General features: G+C 73.4%; 17 protein-coding genes and 1 pseudogene. 9 read left to right on the forward strand and 9 right to left on the reverse strand.

Features of this window, described 5'->3' with window-relative positions:
* Nucleotides 1-64: 64 nt before the first annotated feature.
* Nucleotides 65-2,557: a SpoIIE family protein phosphatase gene (locus AB0M46_RS24875; protein WP_363339432.1), complete on the forward strand. Its 2,493-nt coding sequence runs from the start codon at nt 65-67 to the stop codon at nt 2,555-2,557.
* Between the two features lie 10 nt (nt 2,558-2,567).
* Here AB0M46_RS24875 and AB0M46_RS24880 read toward each other — a convergent pair whose 3' ends face one another.
* Both AB0M46_RS24880 and AB0M46_RS24885 read right to left on the reverse strand, forming a co-directional pair.
* Nucleotides 2,568-3,206, reverse strand: coding sequence for a hypothetical protein (locus AB0M46_RS24880; RefSeq protein WP_363339434.1), 639 nt, complete (start codon nt 3,204-3,206; stop codon nt 2,568-2,570).
* A gap of 210 nt (nt 3,207-3,416) precedes the next feature.
* A complete protein-coding gene (locus tag AB0M46_RS24885) occupies nt 3,417-3,686 on the reverse strand; it encodes a hypothetical protein (protein ID WP_363339436.1) in 270 nt (89 codons plus the stop codon).
* 553 nt (nt 3,687-4,239) lie between these two features.
* Here AB0M46_RS24885 and AB0M46_RS24890 point away from each other — a divergent pair.
* From AB0M46_RS24890 to AB0M46_RS24900, 3 genes and pseudogenes are all read left to right on the forward strand, one after another.
* Nucleotides 4,240-4,380 carry a hypothetical protein gene (locus AB0M46_RS24890; protein ID WP_363339438.1) on the forward strand — a complete coding sequence of 47 codons (141 nt, stop codon included), beginning with the start codon at nt 4,240-4,242 and terminating at the stop codon, nt 4,378-4,380.
* 12 nt (nt 4,381-4,392) lie between these two features.
* Nucleotides 4,393-4,905 (forward strand): annotated as a pseudogene (locus AB0M46_RS24895) (Hsp70 family protein); the annotation flags it as partial.
* Nucleotides 4,906-5,127: 222 nt separating this feature from the next.
* Nucleotides 5,128-5,787, forward strand: coding sequence for an LCCL domain-containing protein (locus tag AB0M46_RS24900; RefSeq protein ID WP_363339532.1), 660 nt, complete (start codon nt 5,128-5,130; stop codon nt 5,785-5,787).
* A 63-nt stretch (nt 5,788-5,850) separates the two neighbouring features.
* On the opposite strand, the gene AB0M46_RS24905 is transcribed toward AB0M46_RS24900, so the two are convergent.
* Nucleotides 5,851-8,328 carry a M28 family peptidase gene (locus AB0M46_RS24905; protein ID WP_363339440.1) on the reverse strand — a complete coding sequence of 826 codons (2,478 nt, stop codon included), beginning with the start codon at nt 8,326-8,328 and terminating at the stop codon, nt 5,851-5,853.
* 206 nt (nt 8,329-8,534) lie between these two features.
* Between AB0M46_RS24905 and AB0M46_RS24910 the strand changes: the two genes are divergently transcribed.
* Nucleotides 8,535-8,915 carry a DUF6401 family natural product biosynthesis protein gene (locus tag AB0M46_RS24910; protein WP_363339442.1) on the forward strand — a complete coding sequence of 127 codons (381 nt, stop codon included), beginning with the start codon at nt 8,535-8,537 and terminating at the stop codon, nt 8,913-8,915.
* A gap of 488 nt (nt 8,916-9,403) precedes the next feature.
* On the opposite strand, the gene AB0M46_RS24915 is transcribed toward AB0M46_RS24910, so the two are convergent.
* Genes AB0M46_RS24915 through AB0M46_RS24925 form a run of 3 tightly spaced genes read right to left on the reverse strand, consistent with a single transcriptional unit; the run spans nt 9,404 to nt 10,556 of the window.
* Nucleotides 9,404-9,679 (reverse strand): Smr/MutS family protein, encoded by a 276-nt coding sequence (locus AB0M46_RS24915; RefSeq protein WP_363339444.1) that lies wholly within the window; start codon nt 9,677-9,679, stop codon nt 9,404-9,406.
* Nucleotides 9,676-10,104: a rhodanese-like domain-containing protein gene (locus tag AB0M46_RS24920; RefSeq protein ID WP_363339446.1), complete on the reverse strand. Its 429-nt coding sequence runs from the start codon at nt 10,102-10,104 to the stop codon at nt 9,676-9,678. The genes AB0M46_RS24915 and AB0M46_RS24920 overlap by 4 nt, the downstream gene beginning before the upstream one ends.
* Nucleotides 10,101-10,556 (reverse strand): cysteine dioxygenase family protein, encoded by a 456-nt coding sequence (locus AB0M46_RS24925; RefSeq protein WP_363339448.1) that lies wholly within the window; start codon nt 10,554-10,556, stop codon nt 10,101-10,103. Before AB0M46_RS24925 ends, AB0M46_RS24920 begins: the two co-directional genes overlap by 4 nt.
* Nucleotides 10,557-10,914: 358 nt before the next feature.
* Between AB0M46_RS24925 and AB0M46_RS24930 the strand changes: the two genes are divergently transcribed.
* Both AB0M46_RS24930 and AB0M46_RS24935 read left to right on the forward strand, forming a co-directional pair.
* Nucleotides 10,915-11,859, forward strand: a complete 945-nt coding sequence (locus AB0M46_RS24930; protein WP_363339450.1) for an ATP-binding cassette domain-containing protein — start codon at nt 10,915-10,917, stop codon at nt 11,857-11,859.
* Entirely contained in the window at nt 11,856-12,686 is an 831-nt protein-coding gene (locus AB0M46_RS24935; RefSeq protein ID WP_363339452.1) for an ABC transporter permease, read from the forward strand. Before AB0M46_RS24930 ends, AB0M46_RS24935 begins: the two co-directional genes overlap by 4 nt.
* Before the next feature lie 67 nt (nt 12,687-12,753).
* Here the strand turns inward: AB0M46_RS24935 and AB0M46_RS24940 are convergent, their stop codons facing one another.
* Entirely contained in the window at nt 12,754-16,104 is a 3,351-nt protein-coding gene (locus AB0M46_RS24940; RefSeq protein ID WP_363339454.1) for a BTAD domain-containing putative transcriptional regulator, read from the reverse strand.
* 291 nt (nt 16,105-16,395) lie between these two features.
* Nucleotides 16,396-17,190 (reverse strand): phosphatase, encoded by a 795-nt coding sequence (locus AB0M46_RS24945; protein ID WP_363339456.1) that lies wholly within the window; start codon nt 17,188-17,190, stop codon nt 16,396-16,398.
* Between the two features lie 59 nt (nt 17,191-17,249).
* Here AB0M46_RS24945 and AB0M46_RS24950 point away from each other — a divergent pair, with 59 nt between their 5' ends.
* Complete coding sequence (locus AB0M46_RS24950) at nt 17,250-17,891, forward strand: hypothetical protein (RefSeq protein ID WP_363339458.1); 642 nt, start codon at nt 17,250-17,252, stop codon at nt 17,889-17,891.
* Nucleotides 17,892-17,944: 53 nt separating this feature from the next.
* Nucleotides 17,945-19,591, forward strand: coding sequence for a DUF222 domain-containing protein (locus AB0M46_RS24955; RefSeq protein WP_363339460.1), 1,647 nt, complete (start codon nt 17,945-17,947; stop codon nt 19,589-19,591).
* Here the strand turns inward: AB0M46_RS24955 and AB0M46_RS24960 are convergent.
* Nucleotides 19,572-20,603 carry a winged helix DNA-binding domain-containing protein gene (locus tag AB0M46_RS24960; protein ID WP_363339462.1) on the reverse strand — a complete coding sequence of 344 codons (1,032 nt, stop codon included), beginning with the start codon at nt 20,601-20,603 and terminating at the stop codon, nt 19,572-19,574. The genes AB0M46_RS24955 and AB0M46_RS24960 overlap by 20 nt on opposite strands.
* Nucleotides 20,604-20,636: the final 33 nt, after the last annotated feature.

Below are 20,636 nucleotides of genomic sequence, written 5' to 3' on the forward strand. Positions count from 1 at the left end.
CACCGAGCAACCGGCAGACCGCACCGAGTAATCGGCGGACCGCACCGAGCAGAAGGGCGCAGGCATGGTCGACAGGGCACCCGAGGGCGGCAGCGCGGAGCCGGCCGAGGCGCTCGCCGCGCTGGTCGCCAAGCTGCGCGCGGAGCTGACCGGGGTGCGCACCGCCATGCGGAACCGGGCCGTGATCGAGCAGGCCAAGGGTGTGCTCGTCGAGCGGCTCGGGATCACCCCGGACCAGGGGTTCGACCAGCTGGTGCGGCTGTCGCAGCGGACGAACATCAAGCTCATCGAGGTCGCCGCGGCGATCGTGGGCACCACCTCGCCCGACCCCAACGCGCCGGACGTGGTGAATCTCATCGACGACGAGCTGCGCCTGCACGTGGCCCGGCGCAGGGCCGATGCGCGACAAGCCGGGGGGAAAAGGCCGGAAAAGCCGGATACCGTACCGTCACCGGCCCGCAGACGCGCCAGCCGGACGCCCGAGGTGGAGGCGCTGCAGTCCCAGCACCAGCTGCTCGGCGCCCGGATCGCGGCCGCCCGCAGCTACGACGAGATCTGCGAGGTGCTCAGCACCGCCCCGACCGCCTGGCCGGCGCCCAGCTCGGTGCTGCTCACCCTGCTCGATCCGGACGGGGCGCAGCGCGGCGTCGGCACCCACGGGGTGCCCGGCGAGGTGCGCAGCCGGTGGTCGCGCATCCCGCCGGACCCGGGACTGCCGCTCGTCGTGGCGGTGCAGGACGTCGAGACGCTGTGGCTCTCCGGGCGGGATTCGTCGGGCAGGTACCCCGTGATGGGGCACCTGCCGTTCAGTGGCGAGACGCTGCTGGCCTCCCCGCTGATCTCCGGCGAGCGGGTCATCGGCGGCATCCTGCTGACCTGGGCCGACGGGCTGCCGGAGGGAGAGGAGCTGCGGCGGTACGTCGGCGCGCTGCTGGAGCCGGTGGCCCGGCAGGTCGACGCGCTCATCGGCGACGAGATCGCCAGCGCCTGGTTCCACGTGGCGGGCGAGGAGAGCGGGCAGGCCGCCCCGGCCCAGGTGTGGCTGCCGACGGTGGTGGACGCCCTGCACGACCCCGGGGCGCTGCTCTCCCCCGTGTACGAGGACGGGCAGCTGGTCGACTTCCGGGTGGAGTACGCCAACGGGCTGGCCCGCAGGATCTTCGCCGCCGCCCGGGTGGACCCGGACGAGGCGACGCTGCTCGCGGCGTACCCGGCGCTGGGCAGCTCGACGCTGCTGCCGGAGTTCGCGCTGGTCCTGCAGGACGGCCAGCCGCGGCGGCTGGACGGGCTGCGGGCCGACCCGCGCACCGACGGGGTGCCCGGGCCGCAGACGCTCTCGGTGCACGCCGTGCGGCTGTGGGACCGGGTGTTCGCCGTCTGGCGGGTCGCGACCGAGGCCGACCTGCTGCACGAGCAGCTGCTGCAGGCCGAGCGCATCGCCGGCATCGGCTCCTTCTGCTGGGAGCTGCGCGACCCCGAGCCGCGCTGCTCCCCCGAGCTCGTCCGGCTCTTCCACCGCGGCGCGCCGCGCGACGGGGGGCAGGTGCCGGTCGAGGAGCTGACCGCCTCCGTGCACCCCGACGACCTCCTCGGCGTGCAGGACGCCGTGCGGCGCACGATCGTGGAAGGCAAGCAGCTGCTCTGCGAGGTGCGCGGGGCGGGCCGGGTCAACGGCCGCCGGCTGCGGATCACCGCCGAGCCGATCTTCGACGACGCCGGCAACGTGACCGAGGTCCGCGGCACCGTGCAGGACGTCACCGAGGAGCGGGCGATCGAGGCCCGCCTGCGCCGGGCCGAGGAGGCCCTGGCCGCGCAGCGGCACCGGCTGGCCGACGAGCGGCGGGCCGCCGAGGCCCTGCAGAAGGCGCTGCTGCCGACCGGCCCGGAACTCGACCGCATGGAGGGCGTGGAGATCCGCGGGCGGTGCCGCTCCCCCGAGCGGGTCGGGACCGTGGACGGCGACTGGTACGACGCCACGCCGGTGGCCGGCGACGGCACGGTCCTCGTCCTGGGCGACGTGGACGAGCGCGGGCTGTCGTCGATGACGACGGCGGCGCGGCTGCGCTACGCGGTGCGGGCCTACGCGGCGCTGGACATGTCCCCCGGCGACATCCTGACCGCGGTCAACGCGATGCTGTGCGACATGGAGGTGGAGCACACCGCGTGCCTCGTAGTGGCGCGGTACTCCCCCGCCTCGCGCGAGCTGCGGTGGGCGGCGGCGGGGCAGGTGGCGCCGGTGCGGTACACCGTGGACGGGCAGGGGACGGTGCTGTCGGGGCCGCTGGGGCTGCCGCTGGGCGAGGTCGCCGAGATGCGTTACACGGACACGGTGGTGGCCCTGGCCCCGGGCGACCGGGTGCTGTGCTACGCCGGCGGGCAGCCGGGGGCCGGGCGGAGCCGGGGCGACCGGCGCCGGGGCGGGAGCCTGGAGCTGATCCGGCGGGCCGGCGAGACCATCGACCTGACCGACTTCGACTCGGTGGTGACGCACCTGGTGACGAGCCTCAACGTGCCGGACGACGAGGACGTGTGCGCGATGCTGGTGCACGTGCCCTGAGGCCCCGCCCTCAGAGCGTGCGGGTGTCCCACTCCCACGGCAGGGACAGGCCGTCGAAGCGGCCCAGGGCGTCGCGGTGGCGGGCGGCGATGACGATCCGGTCGGGGCCCAGGTGGGCGAGCAGGTCGTCGTCGCCGTAGTAGCGCAGCCGCGGGTCGGGCCACTGCCACAGGGCGTCGTCGAGCTCGCGGAGGCGGACCTTGACGGACCGTAGCTCGCCGGGGGCCGGGTGCATGCGGACGAGGCCGTGCAGTGGGGCGTAGGTGGCCTCGTAGACGGCGGCGTACACCAGGAAGCGCGACAGCGTCAGGCCGGTCGGGGACTCGTCGTTCTCGATCACCTCGGGGTCGGGGGTGCCGGAGCGGAATGTCGCGTTGTCGTAGGAGTACCAGTCGCCGGCGCCCTGCCAGAAGCGGATCGCCGGGTCGCGGCGCTCCTGCGGGGCGGGCAGCGGGAGCATGCCGTGGTCGCGGCTGAGGGGGTAGGAGTAGCGGGCGGCCAGGCGGTGCCACTCCAGCAGCGGCTCGGGCGCCTCCGGACCGGCCTCGCCCTGTTCGACCGGTGGGGCGGGCGGGCGGTCCGGTGGGCCGTACCAGCGGTAGACGAACCGGCCGAGGCTGTCGGGGGCTACGACGTCCAACTCGTACACGGGCACCATGATGCCGCCCGGGTCGCGCCTCGGCGTCGCCGCCGACTTCGGGTGGTATCGAGCGGCCCAGCCCTCGGCGGGGGCCCGGTTCCTGGTCGGCCGGGTTCGGTCGCGGTCGGGGCTTTGAGGGTGGCGCACCGACACGCCCCGGGGGCGGCCCAGAACGTGCCGGTGCGGTCTGTGGCCCGGACTCCGGGCGGGTGGCGCGGGTCAGCGCAGGGCGGCCCGCAGGTGGGCGTGGATCGTGCGGGCCGCGGTCTGCGCGGCGCGGATGGCGGCCACGTCGGCCGGGTCGTGGGGGAAGAACGTCAGGCGGCCGTCGTCGCACAGCAGGACGGGCACCTCCAGGCGCTCGAGGATCGCGCTCAGCGCCCGCTGGGCGTCCAGCGCGGCCCGGCCGGCCCGGCGCGCCACGGCGGCCGGGACCCGCCACAGGTCGTCGACGGTGCACGCCGACGGAGTCACCACATCGACCATCATGGTTTTGACGATAAGAACCGCTCGGGAAGTACCGCCACCAAGATTTTTTTCCTGTGGATAACTTCCGTCCGGTCGGACGAGGGATGTCAATACACCCGTCGAGAGGCCGACGCGGGCTGTTGAGACGATCACGGTCAGGCGGCCGATCCGTATGCTGGCGGCGTGAACTCGGTGGGGTACCGGCTCGGGGTGGACTTCGGTACCTCGAATACCGTGGCAATGCTGGCGTGGCCGGACGGCCACGTGCGGCCTCTGTTGTTCGACGGCTCGCCGACGCTGCCGTCTGCGGTGTACGCGGACGAGACGGGCGACCTGCTCGTGGGGCGCGACGCGATGCATGCGGCGCGGATCGGGCCCGAGCGGTACGAGCCGAACCCCAAGCGGCGCATCGACGAGCCCGCGGTGCTGCTCGGCGACCGGGAGATCGCCACCGTGGACCTCATCGCCGCGGTGCTCGGCCGGGTCGCCGGGGAGGCGCGGCGGGTGACCGGCGGGAGCCTCGGGCCGGCCACCGTGACCTGCCCGGCCGCGTGGGCGCAGACCCGGCGGGGGGGTGCTGCTGGCCGCCGCGCGGCGGGCCGGGCTCGGCGAGGTGACGCTGGTGCCGGAGCCGGTGGCCGCCGCCCAGGTCTTCCTCACGCTGCCCGCGCCGGACGCGCCGCACGGGCGGCCGGGGTCGGCGTTCGTCGTGTAGGACCTCGGCGCCGGGACGTTCGACGCCTCCGTGGTCCGGCACGCCGGAGAGCGCTTCGAGGTGCTCGCGACGGAGGGGCTGAACACCAGCGGCGGGCTGGACATCGACGCGGCGATCGTGGCGTACCTCGGCGCGAGCCACGGCGGGCAGAACCCGCAGGCGTGGGGGCGGCTGGCGCACCCGTCGACCAGCGCCGAGCGGCGGGCGCACCGGATGCTCTGGGACGACGTGCGCTCGGCGAAGGAGATCCTCTCGCGGACCGCGTCGACGATGATCCATGTGCCGCCGCTCGATACCGACGTGCCGCTGGGGCGGGACCAGTTCGAGCAGCTTGCGCGGCCGATCCTCACGGCCACCGTGACGGCCACGCGGGCCGCGATCGCGGCGGCCGGGCTCGGGCCCGAGGACGTCGGCGGGGTGTTCCTCGTGGGCGGCGGGAGCCGGATTCCGCTGGTGGCGACGATGCTGCACCAGGCGCTCGGGAAGGCTCCTACGGTGGTGGAGCAGCCGGAGCTGGTGGTGGCGCAGGGGGCCGTGGGGGCCTCCGCGCAGTTCACGTTGCCCTCGACGGGTGGGGTTGCCCGCGGCGGGGTGGTTGGCGGCGGGTCCGCTCCGGGGGCGTATGCGGCCGGCTCCGGGACATTCGGGGCGCCCGTGTCGGGGGCGCCGTCCTCGGGCGGCGGGCCCACTCCGGGGGCGTATGCGGGCGGCTCCGGGACATTCGGGGTGCCCGTGTCGGGAGTGCCCATGTCAGGCGCGCCGTCCTCCGGCGGTGGGCTCGGCGGAGGTGGGGCGGCCGCGCCCGTGTCGCCCGCGTTCTCGGCGGCGCCGGTCAGTGGGCACCCGGTCGCGTCTCCCGGGAACGGAGCGGTCACCGGCGGACGGGTTCCCGCGGGGCCGGTCGGGGTCGGTCCGGCCGGCGGTGGCGGGCGGGCCGCATCCGGTGGCGCCGCGGGTGGCGCGAGCCCGGCCGAGCAGGGGCGCGGCAAGGGGGTGATCGCCGCCGCCGTCGTGATCCTGGTGCTGGTGCTCGGGCTCGGGGCGTGGGGGGTGGTGTACGCCATCGGCAAGCTGGGCGGCGGGTCCGGCGTCGCGGTGGACCGCGAGCATCCCGGCGACGACTGGTCGAGCACGGCCGAGACGTACGACAGCAAGCCGGGCACGACGGTCGCGTACCGGTGCGCGCCGAACGGGACGATCATCACGGTGTGGGGGTCGGGGCCGTACACGACGGACTCGTCGGTGTGCACGGCCGCGGTGCACGCCGGGAAGATCACGCTCGACGCGGGCGGCCGGGTGGTGATCAAGATCGTGGCCGGGCCGAACTCCTACGAGGGGACCACGCGGCACGACATCGCGACCTCCTCGTACAACGAGTTCCCCTGGGCGTTCGAGTTCGTCGGTTGAAGCGCGCGGCGCCGGGCCCGGGCCGTGTGACCCGGACCCGGCGGTCGCGCGCTGGCGCCCGGGTCAGAGGGTCTGAGTCCTGGCCACGGCGAGCAGCTCACTGGAGTGGCTGCCGAAGACCCCTACCGTGTCGGGGCGAGGAGTGAAGCCGGGCAGGGTGGTCAGGCCGTCGCTGCCGTCGACGAGGCGCAGGGCGAACGGGGCGGTGTCCTGCAGCACCAGCGTGACGTCGAGGCCCTCGGCCGGCGGGCCGTGGAAGACGACGCCGAAGCGGTCCTGGCCCTCGATGTAGGTGGTGGCGGCGCGGCCCTCCACCGTGGCCGACACGACCCGGTGGTCGCCGGCCGCGCCGTAGAACGACAGGAAGCGGACCGGGCGCTTCGAGGCGATGCGCAGGTGCAGCGTGCGCTGCCCGCCCGCCGTGCTGTCGGACAGCACCGTGGCCTCGGGGGCGGGGAGGTCGGCGGCCTGGGCCGGGCCGACCGAAAGCTCGCCTGCGGGCAGGACCGGGAACTGGCGGTTCAGGGACTGGCGGCCGTGCACGTAGCGGGAGGTCCAGGCGCCCGGGGACTGCTCCAGGCTGACCCACTCGGCGGTGCCGGTGTCGCGGTCCAGGGCGTACATCAGGTGGGTCGGCTCGGGGTGGGTCGGGTCCCAGTTGTCGACCACCATACCGGTGGCGGTGCACACCAGCGACGCCACTAGGGCCACGGCGGCCGGGCCGGCGGCGCGCAGACGGTTGCGCGCGGCCAGCGGCGGGCGGAACAGCAGCTCCAGGACCGGCAGCACGGCCAGGCCCAGCAGCGTCGCGAACATCGCCGCCGCCGCGCCGGTGGCCAGGCCGAGGGCCGGGAGGAACAGCGCGACGGTCGGGGCCAGCACCAGCACGGGCACGGCGGCGCCGACCGTCAGCACGGCGGTCCTGGCCAAGGGCGGGCGGACGTACAGGGCGGCGATGCCGGCCAGCGATCCGACCAGGGCGGGGATGGCCACCAGGTAGGAGCCGCCGGGGATCACGGCGGCGAAGAGCGCGCCCAGCAGGGCGAGCAGCGCCAGGCCACCGGTCGCCAGTGGGACCGGGCCCAGGCGTCGGCGACTCATGGCGTACCACGACAGCAGCATCGCGGCCGTGAGCGCCAGCACGCCGAACCGGAACCAGGTCGGGCGGGCCGGGTCGAGCAGTTCGCCGTAGCCGGGGCGGATGAGCACCAGCAGCGACCACAGGGCCTGGGCGGCCACGGCGGCGGCGATCAGCGGTACCAACGCCAGGGCCAGGGCGGACAGGGTGCGCGGGATCGTGGTCAGGCCGCGGCGGCGGGCCAGGAGGACCAGGGCGGCGACGGCGAGCAGGGCCAGCGCCGCGATCGGCCACGTCAGGGTCGCCGGGTAGCGGACCAGGAGGCCGGCGAAGGGGAAGTACACGGCGTCGCTGCTCGCGGGGCGCATGAGCGGGGGCAGGTCGGCGCGGCCGAACTCGCGGGCCAGCGCCAGGGCGTTGTCGCCGTGGTGCTGGAGGCTGGCCCGGTTCATCGTCGACGGGCGGTCGAACGGGCTGTGGTAGACCGAGGAGCCGTCGATGTACGCGGTGTTGAGGCCGGTGAACCGGGACTGGGCCAGGAACGGCGTGAAGTCGGTGTCGTTGGACAGCAGGCGGTACACCTCGACGGCGAGGCTGGTGCCGACGGGGTGCGGGGTGCGGGCGTAGACGTCGATGAGGTCGGCGTTGCTCTCGGAGGTCTGGAACATGACGGCGGGGCCGCTGCTGCCGCGGGCCTCGAAGTTGAGCACGACGGACGGCTTCTGGCCGAGCGGGTGCTGGCTGACGAACGCCTCGGCGCCGCAGAGGCAGGCCTCCTCGGCGTCGGTGAACAGGAAGACGACGTCGTTGCGGGGGCGCTCGGCGCCGGGGGCGGTGAGGGCGCGGGCGACCTCGAGCAGGGTGCTGGTGCCGGCGCCGTCGTCGTTGGCGCCGTAGCTGACCTGGACGGAGTCGTAGTGGGCCATCAGGACCAGTTGGCCGGTCGAGGCGGTGCCGGGGAGCACGGCGACGACGTTGCGGATGTGGGCCATGCCGCCGTCGCCGAACTTGCCGGCGTTGACGCCGACCGCGTCCTGAATCTCGGGGTGGAGGCCGTCGGCGGTGAGGGTGTCGATGACGTACTGCCGGACGCGGTCGGCGGCGGGGCTGCCGGTGACGTGGACCTCCTGGCCGATGCGCTGGACGTGCTCGAACGCGCGGCCGGCGGAGAACTGCTCGGCGGGGGCCGTCGCCGGGCGGGGGGACGGCGGCTGGACGTCGGCGATGCCCAGGGCGGCGATGATCGCGAGGACGATGAGGGTGGCGGCGGCGACCAGCGGGCGGCGGGGTGGGGCGACGAAGCTGCGGTCCCCGGGCGCGGGAGCCGGGACGGGCGGTGGGGTGACGGCGCCGGTCCGATCCGGTTCGGCGTCGTTCGCTCGCTCTGGGGTGGGCTCTGAGGCGGGCTTGGCGGCGGGCGCCGGGGTGTCGCCAGGGCTGGCGGGTGGAATGTCGTCGGACACGGTTCGTCCTCCTGGGCAGATGCCGGCGGGGTCTCCCGGCGCGGGGGTGAAGACATTCTGCACGCGGTCCCCGGTGGGGCTCGGGCCGCCCGGAAGACCGATTCCGGAGCGTGATGTCCTCCGAACGGAGTGCTCCGGGTCATGAACGGGTGCCGGTCGGTTGTTGGCGACCAATTCGGGGCCCGGAGTGCCTAGCGTCATCGTCCATGAACAACGAACTCACCCCCGCCGCCCCCGTCGAATTCGACGCCGGGTACCTGGCGACCGCCGAGCTCGACGCCCGGTTCTACCTCGACCAGGTCATGGCCATGGTCGGCGTCGATGGGCTGGTCGAGGCCCTTGCCCAGCCGTACCTGCTCGCGCGGGTCGACCAGCACTCCGCGGCGGTGCGGGAGAGCCTGATCGCGGCCGGGAAGGCGATCGACTCGATCTCGCTGGCCGGGTACGCCCGGTCGGTCATCGCCGTGCAGCAGCGGCACGGGCGACCGCTGCCGACACCGGACAGCGTGGACTGGTCGGACGCGGACTGGACCGTGCTTCGGCTGGTGGCGGTCTGCCACCTCGCCGACGCCGTCGACGCGTTCTGATCGCCGCCCGGGGGTGGGTGTGGCGCGCTCACCGTACGGCTCGCCGCGGGCGGGCCGTGGGCGCGTGACTCGGGATCAGAATGCTGTAGAACCGGACATAAGCTCCGGCGGGCGAAAAAGGCACATTGCCGGAGTCAGGCCCGTTCAGGAGCCAGGCGCGCTTGTAGGACCAGGGCCGTTGTCGCCCAGGGTTATCGTCGCCTAGAGCCGTCGTCGCGGCCCCATTGTCAGGGCCAGGGTCATCGTCAGGACCAAGCCGAGGCTCTACGCGGGAGTGCATGTCGCTCGGGAGCGGGTCGGCGTCGGGGGCTGTTCGGCGAGGAGCGCAGCGCGTGGCGGCCGTTGCCGGGGCGCTGGTCAACGCATGGGTCAGCACGGCCCTGAGTGTCGGCAGGGCACTGTGCGCGCTCTGGGCCCGATGTCACCGTTTGTTGCCGTCAGGGCACTGTGGGGTGCTGGAGCTGGCACATGACGTACCACTGCGGCGGTTAACGGCGGCGGCCGGAGGACTCATTCCAGCGGAAATGCACGAACAGGCGGCCGAAGTTGTCGGAGTCCTTTTCGATGCGGTGGTACAGGGCCTTGATCTCGCGCTGGTCGAGGAAGCGCAGCACGCGCTTCTTGAGGGCGCCCGACCCCTTGCCGGGGATGATCTCGACGAGGGTGGCGCGCTTGGCCACCGCCTCGTCGATGATCGCTCGCAGCGCGCGGTCGATGTCGCCGCTGCGGTTGAAGATGTCGTGGAGGTCGAGCTTGAGCTTCACCCTCCCAGCGTAGTCACTCCCGCGGTGACCGGGTGCCCGGCCGCCTTCCAGGCGTGGAAGCCGCCGGTCAGGTCGGTCGCCCGGTGCAGGCCGAGGTCCTGCAGCGCCGCGGCGGCCAGCGACGAGGTGTAGCCCTCCGAGCAGAAGACGACGACCGGCAGGTCGTAGCGGTCGGCGATGTCGAGGCGGGCGTCGCTTCGCGGGTCGAACCGCCACTCCAGGACGTTGCGCTCGATCACCAGCGCGCCCGGGATCTCGCCCTCGGCGGCGCGCTGCGCGGCGGGGCGGATGTCGACGAGGACGGCGCCCTCAGCGGCGGCCAGGCGGGCCTGGTCGGCGTCGAGGCGGGTCAGGCGGGCACGGGCCTCCGCCAGGATGGCGTCGATGCCTCGGCCGGGGGTGCGGGTCGGGGTGGTCGTCGTCACCAGTCCGCCCCCGCCGTCGTGATGGACTCGACGCTGAGGCGGCCGTCGTGCAGGCGGTAGCGGGTCATGGCGGTCAGGGCCGGGCCGTAGGCGTGCACGGTGACGGCCGGGCGGGCGCCGGCGTTGACGATGCGGTGCACGTGGTGGGCGCCGAAGCGGCGGCCGTCGCCGGCAATGTAGGGGGTGGCGGCCAGTTCTCCGCCGCGGACGGTCTGCTCGACGACCTCGCCGGAGACCACGGTGAAGGCGCCGGCGGAGCCGCCGTGGTCGTGCAGGTCGGTGCCCTGGCCGGGCAGCCAGGTGAGCAGCCAGACCTCGTGGTCGTCGGCGACGGCGAGGCGGCCGTACCAGCGTTTGGCGGGGTCGAAGCGGGGGGCGAAGGGCCAGTCGTCGGGCTCCGCGGCGTAGTTGCGGGCGAGGGACAGGAAGTCGGTGGCGGTGACGATGGGCATACGGTTCTCCAGTATTAGTACTTGTTAGATAGGAATTTAAGCAGAGACTGCGCCCCGGCGGGCAACGGCACGGCGAAAGGGGTCGCGAGCGAGGGCTCTAGCGGGTACAGCGCGCGCTGGCGTGTCGAACCAGGTCGACCACCAGTCGTTGGGTCAGCAGCGCGCCGTCAGGCCCCATGAAATCGATGTTGCCGAGCCGCCCGCGAGATCGTCAACCTGCGTCCACAATGCGGGAAGGATGTGATGCTGAGAACGGCGAGCGGGACGCCGCCGGATGACAGGACAATGTGCGCGGTTTGACAGCGGGAGCGGGCATGCTGCACTGCGTAAGGAGAGACTTCCACAGGGGGAACACGCCATGAGCTTCGCTTTCCAGGCAACCGGCCTGGTCAAGCGCTTCGGCAAGACCACCGCGCTGGCCGGGGTGGACCTGGCCGCCGAGCCCGGGACGGTGCTCGGCGTCCTGGGCCCGAACGGGGCCGGGAAGACCACCGCGGTGCGCATCCTGGCCACGCTGCTGCGCCCGGACGAGGGCCGGGCGGTCGTGGGCGGGTACGACGTCGTGCGCCAGCCGGCCGCGGTGCGCCGCATCAGCGGGCTGACCGGGCAGTTCGCGTCGGTGGACGAGGATCTCACCGGGACCGAGAACCTCGTGCTCATCGGGCAGCTGCTGGACCTGCGGGCGAAGGAGGCCAAGGTCCGGGCGGCGCAGCTGCTCGCCGAGTTCGACCTCACCGAGGCGGCGAACCGGCCGGCCAAGACGTACTCCGGCGGCATGCGGCGCCGGCTCGACCTGGCCGCGAGCCTGGTCGGGCGGCCGGCCGTCGTCTACCTCGACGAGCCGACCACCGGGCTGGACCCGGCCAAGCGCGAGGACGTGTGGAACATGGTGCGCTCGCAGGTGCAGGAGGGCACGACGGTGCTGCTGACGACGCAGTACCTGGAGGAGGCCGACGCGCTCGCCGACAACATCTCGGTGATCAACCACGGGAAGGTCATCGCGCACGGCACGCCGGCGCAGCTCAAGCACATCGTCGGCGGGCAGACGATCAGCGTGCGGCCGGCCGACCCGGCGCACCTGGACACGGTCGCGACGATCCTCGCCGCGGTGTCCGGCAACGAGCCGGAGTCGCACGGGCGCGGGGTGCTGTCGGTGCCGGTCTCCGACGACAGCGCCATGACGGCCGTGGTACGGCGGCTGGACGAGGCCGGGATCAGCGTCATCGAGCTGTCGCTGCACCTGCCCAGCCTCGACGAGGTGTTCTTCACGCTGACCCGCGAGCGGCAGGAGGTGGCGGCATGACGACCACGACGACGCGCGAGGCCTCGGCCGACGGCACGCAGTTCATCGCGGCCGTGCCGGCGCGGCCGTTCGGGCTGGTGCGGCACAGCCTGGTGATGGCCCGGCGCAGCCTGATCAAGACGATGCGCACGCCGGAGCAGCTGCTCGACGTCACGCTGCAGCCGATCATCTTCATCGTGCTGTTCGTGTACCTCCTGGGCGGCGCCATCGCCGGGTCGCGCCACGACTACCTGCAGTTCCTGCTGCCGGCCCTGATGGTGCAGAACGTGCTCTTCGCATCGGCGCCGACCGGGGTGAGCCTGAACACGGACATCAAGACGGGTGTCTTCGACCGGTTCCGCAGCCTGCCCATCGGGCGTTCGGCGCCGCTCATCGGCGGCGTGCTCGGGGACATGATCCGGTTCGTGGTGTCGATCGTGGTGATGATCGGCTTCGGGTACATCCTGGGCTTCCGCATCGGCACGTCGTGGCTCGAGGTGATCGCGCGCTGCCTGCTGGTCATGTTCATGGCGTTCTGCTTCAGCTGGATGTTCGTGCTGCTGGGCATGATCGTGCGGGAGCCGGGCGCGGTGCAGGGGCTCGGCTTCGTGATCATGTTTCCGCTGACCTTCGGGACCAACGTGCTCGTGCCGACGAACACGCTGCCCGGGTGGCTGCAGGCCTGGGTCAACGTGAACCCGGTGGCCGACGCGATGCAGGCGGCGCGGGGGCTCATGGTGGGGCACTCGCCCGTGTTCGAGCCGGTGATGAAGACGCTGGCGTGGTCGGTGGCGATCCTGCTGGTGTTCGCGCCGCTCGCGGTGCGCGCCTACCGCCGCAAGGCCTGACGCTCCATCGTTCGCCGGTCCCGGCGTAGGTTGTCCGACGCTCGCGCTGGAGCTGGTCGTCCCGTGCTCACGGGGTGACCAGCTCCAGCGCCTCGGCCCGCGGCATGCTCGTGCCGCGGGCCAGCGCCGTTTCCAGGGCAGGCTCACCCAGCACGGTGCGCAGGGCCGCCAGCCGGGTCGTCCAGTCGACGTTGGCGGCGTCGCGGGCGCCGGCGAGCTGGGCGGCGGCGCCCAGCTGCCGCGCCGCCCGGGCGTGGTCGCCGAGGGCCATGGTCAGGCCGGCCAGCACAACGGCGAGGGTGCCGACGACCGGCATGTCCCGGGCGCTGAGGGTCAGGGTCATCGCCTCGGCCAGGCGCGTGCGGGCGAGGTCGTGCTCGCCACGGGCGATATCGACCTCGGCCCGCCCGGCCAGGATGATCGCCTTGTACTGCGGGGCGACCATCCGTGACCCCTGCTGCAGCCGCCACGCCTCGATGTAGAACCGGTCCGCCTCATCGAAGTCTCCGGCGGCTCGCTCCAGGTGGCCGAGCTCGAGCATCGCGTGCGACACGCCGCGGGCGGCCTGTCTGGCGTCCTCGACGAACCCGCGCAGCGCCGCCCGGGCCGCCTCCGCGCCCTCGGTGTGCCGGCGCAGGGCGGCGATGTTGACCTGCAGGTAGGCCTGGCTCGAGCGGATTCCGAGCTGGGTGTGCAGGTCGATCGACTCCTCGAACAGCTCGATCGCGGCCGCGAAGTCGCCGCGGCGGGTGTTGGCGGCGGCCAGCGAGGCGAGGGTCATCGCCAGGCCCCAGCGCTCGCCGATGCGGCGGAATGCGGCGGCGGAGGCGTTAAGGTCGCGCACCATGCCGTCGATGTCGCCGTCGTTCTCGTGCAGGTGGCCGAGGATCGACAGCAGCATGGCTCTCGTCCAGGTGTCGATCGACGAGGCCAGCCGCCGCTGGATGGCCTCGGCGCCGCGCTCGCTGTCGTCGCGGAACAGCAGGACCACCGGCTCGATCAGCGTCACGAACGGGTGGGCGCCGGATGGGATCGCGGCGGCCAGCTCGACCAGCTCGTCGAACTGGCCCGGCGGATACTGGAAGTCGCCGGAGAAGCCGCTGTTGACCACGTACATCGACATGACGATCAGCCGCAGCTCCATCGACACTGCCCCGGTCGCCGGCGCCGATTCCCCGTCCGCTTTCTCGGCGGCTTCCTCACCGGGTTGCTGCTCAGGCTTCTCCCCGGGCTTCTCGTCGGCTTTCTTGCTGGGTTTCTCGTCGGCCGGGCGGGTCGGTATGGCGAGGATGCGGCGCAGCCACAGCGCCGCCTCGGCGTGGTTGTCCTCGAACGTCCAGAACCAGCCACAGGCGGCGCCTAGGCGGTAGGCGGTCGGCGCGTCGCCGGCGTCGCATGCATAGGCCACGGCGGCGTGGAGGTTGTCCTGCTCGGGGCGCAGCCGCTCGAGCCACTCCAGCTGCGCCCCGGTGCGCAGGTGCGGGTCGCCCTCCTCCACCAGGGCCAGGAAGTGGGCGGCGTGCGCGGCCCGCGCGGGGCCCACTCCCGCGCGGCGGCCGAGTTCCTCGAGCGCGAACTCGCGGATGGTCTCGAGCATGCGATACCGCACCCGGCCGTCGCCGGCCACCTGGAGCAGCGACCGGTCGAGCAGGGTGTCGAGCAGCTGCTCGGCGTCGGCGACGCCGCTGACGGCCTCGGCGGCCTCGGCGTCGAACGTGCCCGGGAACACGGCCAGGGACTCGGCGAACTCGCGCTCCCGGCGGCCGAGCAGGTCCCAGCTCCAGGCGACCACGGCGTGCAGGGTGCGATGGCGGGGCAGGGCGGTGCGGCTGCCGCCGGTGAGCAGCCGGAATCGGTCGTCGAGGCGGGCGGCGACCTGCTCCGGCGTGAACGATCGCAGCCGGGCCGCGGCCAGCTCGATCGCCAGCGGCAGGCCGTCGAGGCGGCGGCAGATCTCCACGACCGCCCGGGCATTGTCGTCGGTCACGGTGAATCCGGGGCGCACGGCCGTCGCCCGATCTTGCAGGAGTTGTACGGCGGGAGAGGCGCCCACCAGCGCGGCGCTCACCGCCGCCGGGTGGTCGGGGGCCGCCTGGTCCGCGGCCGGGGGCGGCTCCGGCAGCGGGAGCGGGCCGACCGGGAACAGCGTCTCGCCCAGGATGCCGAGCGGCTCACGGCTCGTGGCCAGGATGCGCAGCTTCGGGCAGCGGCCGAGCAGGTCCTCGCTCAGCTTGGCGGCGGCGTCCACCACGTGCTCGCAGTTGTCCAGCACGAGCAGGACGCCGGGCAGCATCAGCGTCTCGGCCAGCTGGTCCAGGACGTCGCCCCGGCGCGGGCGCATCGCCGCCTCCTGCTGGACGAGACCGCCGGCGGTCAGCGTTCGCAGTACCGCTGCGGGAACCTCCTCGGCCTCGGCAACCGGCGCGAACTCGACCAGCCACGCACCGTCGGACAGGTGCCGGGTCAGCGTCGCGGCGACCGTGGTGGCCAGCCGGGTCTTGCCGGCGCCCCCGGGGCCGACGAGCGTCACCAGGCGGCTGTCGGCGACCTGTGAGGCGAGCCGCTCGACGTCGTCGACGCGGCCGACGAAGCTGGTCAGCGGGGTGCGCAGGTTGCCGGCGCGGGGCGGGCGGGCCGCGGCGCGCAGGACGGCGATGTGGGCGTCGCGCAGCTCCGGGGAGGGATCGGCGCCCAGCTCGGCGGCGAGGCGGGCCCGGCTCTGCTCGAACGCGGCGAGCGCCTCGGCCTGCCGCCCGTCGGCGTGCAGGACCCGCACGAGCAGCGCCGCGAGCCGCTCGCGCAGCGGGTGGGCGACGATCAGCTCCTGCAGCTCGGCGATGGCGGAGGCGCGGGTGTCGGCGGCGAAGCCGGATGCCTCGATGAGGTCTTCGGTGGCGGCCAGGCGCAGTTCGTCCCAGCGCGCGACGACCGCGCCGTGGTCGTCGAGGTCGGCCAGCGCGGGGCCGCGCCACAGGCCGAGCGCCTCGCGTAGCAGCCGGGTCGCGGTGGGCGCGTCGTCGGCGCGCAGGGCACGGCGGCCGTCTGCGACGAGGCGCTCGAACCGGCAGGCGTCCACGTCGGCGGGCTCGATGTCCAGGCGATACCCGCGCGGGCCGGACTCCAGGGCGGGGTGGGTGCTGAGCACCTTGCGCAGCCGGGAGACGAGCGACTGGACGGCGTTGGCCGGGTCGCTGGGGGCCGGCGTGTTCGTCCTGCCGCTGGTGGTCCTTCCGCCGGTATGCGTGTTGAGCGCGGGTGTGCTGTCCGGCCACAGCGCGTCGACGAGCTGATCGACGGGCACGAAGCGGCCGGGTTCGAGCGCCAGGCGGACGAGCAGGGTGCGCAGCCTCGCCCCGCCGACCTCGATCGGTCGGCCGTCCACCTCGACCGTGAGCGGTCCGAGCAGCCCGACTCGCATGCCTCAACTTTGCCATCCGGGTATGACAAAAAACGGTGAGCGGGCGACGTTCCCGCCCGGTCACCGTCGATTGGCACCTTGCCGCTGCCGTCAGTAGCCGTACCCGCTCAGCGGTTCGGTGACCGGCTGGAAGTCGGTGACGCCGCCGCTGGTTCAGTTGCCGCTGCCGCCCGACGTGCGGCCGATCGCCATCGTGCCGTCGGCAGGGAGCCGCCGCTTGTGCTGTGGCGTCTGGCGGTGGGCCGCCGCGACGGTCCGCCGTCTCGCTTCAGCGGTCCGTCCCGCCCGCGATCACGCCTCCGCGGCGACGCCCTCCAGCAGGAAGTCGCTGACCGGGCCGTACAGATGCGGCTGGACGTTGTCGTCGATCGGGACCGTCACCGAGATGCGGCCCTCGGCCTCGCCGATGAACAGCGCCGGGTCGTTGCAGTCCGCGAACGAGACCACGTCGAGGCCGGCCGCGGCGGCCGCGCCGGCGAAGCCGTGGTCGGCGACGACCAGGTCCGGGGGCGCCTGGCGCTGCTCGTCGAGCTCCGCCAGCATGGCCCGCATGCCGTCGGGCGAGTGGGTGTGCCACAGCGCGACGCCGCGCTCCGCGGCGACGGCGACGCCGCCGATGTACCGGACGGCCAGAGGAAATTCACGGCCGGCGTAACGGCCGGGTCCGTCGAAGGCCGCGCCGGGGGCGGGCTGCAGCAGTTCACAGCCGGCCGCGCGCAGTCCTGCGGCGATCGCCAGATGCACCTCGATGATGCCGGCCGGGTGGCCCGTCGCGACGATCACCCGCTCGCGGCGCTGGGCGGCGAGGCGCAGGCGGTCGCGCATGCGCTCGAGCGCCCGGACCGTCTTGTCGGGGTCGATGACGTCGGTGCCCGTCGATCGCTCGGGGTCAGGGTCGATGCCCACCCGCTCGGCCATGACGGCCAGTACCCCGGACAGCGTCCAGGTCTTCAGCGGTACGAGACCGAAGACAAAGCCCTCGCGCCCTTCGGCGAAGGCCGCGGCGTTGCCATGATTGGAGTCCCGCGTGGTCTCGACATCGCCGGCGAGCAGGGCTTCGCGAAGGTAACTCACAAGCTCAGGCATGTGAACCATGGTAGGTAACACGCGCAGCGCCGCCGAGGAATGCGGCTTAAGGTCACAGCATGGCCGACATCTACCTCGAAACGGGCAAGAAGAAGGTCTTCGCCGGCAGCCTCGACTGGCCCGGCTGGGGGCGGTTCGGCAAGAGCGAAGAGGACGCGATCGAGGCGCTTATCTCGTACGGCGCCCGCTATGCGCCGATCGCCACCGCCGCGGGGTACAGCTTCCCCGCCGCGCCCCGGCTGCATGTGGTCGAGCGGGTGCCCGGCACGGCGACCACCGAGTTCGGCGCGCCCGACGGGCGGCCCGCGGCGGACAACACGCCGGTCACCGCGGCGGTGGCTGGTCGGCACACCAAGCTGCTTCGGGCCGCGTGGGCGGCGTTCGACGCGTACGGCGCCGTCGCGCCCGAATCGCTGCGCAAGGGGCCGCGGGGTGGCGGGCGGGACCGGGACAAGATGATCGGGCACGTCGTCGAGACCGAGGCCGCGTACGCCAGGAAGATCGGCGTCAAGCACCGGCCGCCGGCGCTCGACGACCACACCGCCATCGAGGCGCTGCGCGACGACGTGATCGGCGTGCTCGGCCGGACCAGCGACGGCGGGCCGCTCACGGACAAGGGCTGGACCGCGCGGTACGCGGCGCGGCGGTTCGTGTGGCACGTGCTCGATCACTTATGGGAGATGGAGGACCGCACAGAGTGATATAGGAGATTGACGATGCAAGGGTTCGGGGTGGGGGTGGTTACGGTCGGGGAATGGATGTGGTGGGGGTGGTGGGGCCCCTCTCGGAGGCGCTGTCCACGCTCGCGACGCTCGATCCCGACACGCTCGGCGACGCGGCGGTGCGGGATGCGCTGCTGGAGCTGCTGCGGTGCCAGCACCGGCTGGACTCGGTCATCGGCAAGTTCGTCGGCGTCTTCGACGACCGCCGGCTGAGTCATCGCGACGGGTTCGGGACGACGAAGCAGTGGCTGGTCGGGTTCGGCCGGCTGTCCGGGCCGGCGGCCAGCGGCAGAATGCGCGCCACCGAGGTCACCCGGCTGCTGCCGGAGCTGGCGCAGGCGTTCGAGGCGGGCGAGGTGAGCGCCGAGCACGTCAACCGGATGGGCCTTACCGCCGATGAGGTCGGCGACGAGGTCATGGAGCAGGCCGAGCACACGCTGGTCGAGCTGGCGCAGAACGCCAATCCGGAGCATCTGCAGGAGGCGTGCGGCCATCTTCGGGATCTCGCGCTGGCGGATCGGAACACGCCGCGGGAGGAGCAGTACCGTCGGCGGGGCGTGACGCTGACCCGGCTGGGCGATATGTGGCGGCTGCGCGGCGTGCTCGACATCGAAACGGGAGCGCTGTTCGACACCGCGCTGGAGGCGTTTACGAAGCCGCCGGGGCAGGGGGACGACCGCAGCCCGGCCCAGCGGCGGCACGATGCGGCGGCGGACATGCTCAACGCGGTGCTGCGCTCGGGCCAGGCGCCCGAGGTCGCCGGGGGACGGCCCTGTATCGGGTTGCTCATGCCGGTTCGGCGGTATCTGCAGGTGCACGACCACGGCGGCGTCTCCGCGGAGATGGCTTCCGGTGGCGGGGAGTCGGGGCGCGGCCAGGGCTCCGACGCGGACGACGGGGATGCCGACGGGCTCGCGGTGATGGCGGGGTGGGGGCCGATCAGCGACGCGCTGGTCGCGCGGCTCAGCTGCGATGCGACGCTGCAGCAGCTGTGGCTGCATCCTGAGAACGGGGTGCCGCTCAAGCTCGGCCGGGCATATCGCAACACGCCGGCGGCGCTGCGGCGGGCGCTCGCGGCTCGGGACCCATTCTGCCGGTGGCCGGGCTGCCGGATACCGGCGAACTGGTGCGACAGCCATCATCTGCGCGAGTGGATACGGGACCACGGCGAGACCGACGTGGACAATCTCGTGCTGTTGTGCCGGTACCACCATGTCTGTATGCACGAGCGCGGCTGGCGCATGTTCCGCGAGCCGCGCAGTGGCTGGATCTGGATCATGCGGCCAGACGGGCAGCGGTACGAGTTGGGGCCGAGCCGGCCGCGGGTCCGTGCGGCGCCGGGCGCGGCAAGCGGGGAGCCGCCGCCGCGGTCGCGGCGCGCCCATGACGCCGGCTCGGTGGGCGCGGCGGTACTGCCCTCTGGGCCGGTCGTGACCAGCAGGCGGAGCGCCGGATCCGGCGGGGGTGCCGGGATGCCGGGGCCGCAGGGCGAGGCTGCGGCGTCACCCGGGAATTCGGTCGGCGGGCGCGGTTCGCCGCCGGGTGGGGGTTCCCCGCCGGGTGGGGCCCCGCCGCCGACGGTGGCGGCGGAGCGGGCCGGGCCTGGGCGGGGAAGCCTCCGGGTTCGCGGGCGGCGCGAGCGTGGGCAGGAGGACCGGATCAGCCGTGGAACGCCGTGAGGCGGTCGGCCTCGGCGGCGACCTCTCGGCGGACCCGCGGCGATAGCGGGGCGAACTCGGCCCATTCGACGCGGTTGGCCTTCAGGGACCAGGTGCCGGCCACCTGGCCGTCGACGAGGAACGTGCCGATCGACTGCGGCATGCGTACATGGAACACCTTCGAGCGGTGCTCCTCGGGCAGAATCAGCGTCCGGCGGGCGTGTGCGAGCAGCGTGGCGTCGTAGGTCGGCAGGAACCGCACCGGGGCCGGGGTGTCGGGATCCGGGAGCGGGCCCTCCGGCACGTCGACCAGCTCCCGGCCGCGCTCATCGCGGTAGGTGCGCAGTTCGTGGCGGGCGAGCACCTTGGTCACCTCGGACACCGGCAGCCCCGCCCAGTCCGCGATCTCGGTGCGGTGGGCGGGGCCGAACGCGCCGAGGTAGCGGCGGATCAGGAGGTCTCGCGCATCCTCCTCGACCACGTCGGGCGGGCCTACCCAGTCCTCGGCGGCGCCGAAGAGGTCGGCCCGGCGGCGCGCCCACGTGCCGGACGGGGGTAGGCGGACCAGGTCGATGTGCATGCCGATCCCCTGGCGGATCCGCGGCCCGAAGAGCTCGTCGAGCTCGGTCCGGCGGATCGGGCGCTCGCTGAGAAGCGTCCGCAGCCGCCGTACCGCGTCGTCCATGGCCTCGGGGTCGGGCCGGTCGCGGACCGTCCGCAGGTATACGTTGCGGCGTGCCAACCGGACGCCGACCTCGAACGGCCAGTAGTCGGATCGGGAGACGAGATGGATGGTGGCGCGCAGCAGGGTCGCCTGGATCACCTCGCGGCGCTCCAGCAGGCGGGTCAGCTCGTCGCGGTCGAAGCCCTCGATGCGGGTCCACAGGCCGATGTACATCGACGGTGCGTACTGGGCCTGGAGGCCGCCCATGCGCTGCAGGACCTCGGGAACGTCCAGCGACACGCGTTCCAGCAGCATCTGGCGGGCGAGGAGCGACCGGTTCAGGTCGCGCCAGGTGAGGGTCCGCTCCATGGCGGAACCGTAGACGATTCCTGGGTGGCGCAT

The sequence above is a fragment of the Dactylosporangium sp. NPDC051485 genome (assembly GCF_040682015.1).
GTDB lineage: Bacteria > Actinomycetota > Actinomycetes > Mycobacteriales > Micromonosporaceae > Dactylosporangium.

Excerpts from the sequence above, each read along its gene's own strand:
- AB0M46_RS24875 (WP_363339432.1), top strand. The coding sequence starts at position 65 with ATGGTCGACAGGGCACCCGAGGGCGGCAGCGCGGAGCCGGCCGAGGCG.
- AB0M46_RS24885 (WP_363339436.1), bottom strand. The coding sequence starts at position 3,686 with ATGATGGTCGATGTGGTGACTCCGTCGGCGTGCACCGTCGACGACCTG.
- AB0M46_RS24900 (WP_363339532.1), top strand. The coding sequence starts at position 5,128 with ATGTCAGGCGCGCCGTCCTCCGGCGGTGGGCTCGGCGGAGGTGGGGCG.
- AB0M46_RS24910 (WP_363339442.1), top strand. The coding sequence starts at position 8,535 with ATGAACAACGAACTCACCCCCGCCGCCCCCGTCGAATTCGACGCCGGG.
- AB0M46_RS24925 (WP_363339448.1), bottom strand. The coding sequence starts at position 10,556 with ATGCCCATCGTCACCGCCACCGACTTCCTGTCCCTCGCCCGCAACTAC.
- AB0M46_RS24930 (WP_363339450.1), top strand. The coding sequence starts at position 10,915 with ATGAGCTTCGCTTTCCAGGCAACCGGCCTGGTCAAGCGCTTCGGCAAG.
- AB0M46_RS24935 (WP_363339452.1), top strand. The coding sequence starts at position 11,856 with ATGACGACCACGACGACGCGCGAGGCCTCGGCCGACGGCACGCAGTTC.
- AB0M46_RS24940 (WP_363339454.1), bottom strand. The coding sequence starts at position 16,104 with ATGCGAGTCGGGCTGCTCGGACCGCTCACGGTCGAGGTGGACGGCCGA.
- AB0M46_RS24945 (WP_363339456.1), bottom strand. The coding sequence starts at position 17,190 with ATGCCTGAGCTTGTGAGTTACCTTCGCGAAGCCCTGCTCGCCGGCGAT.
- AB0M46_RS24950 (WP_363339458.1), top strand. The coding sequence starts at position 17,250 with ATGGCCGACATCTACCTCGAAACGGGCAAGAAGAAGGTCTTCGCCGGC.
- AB0M46_RS24955 (WP_363339460.1), top strand. The coding sequence starts at position 17,945 with ATGGATGTGGTGGGGGTGGTGGGGCCCCTCTCGGAGGCGCTGTCCACG.
- AB0M46_RS24960 (WP_363339462.1), bottom strand. The coding sequence starts at position 20,603 with ATGGAGCGGACCCTCACCTGGCGCGACCTGAACCGGTCGCTCCTCGCC.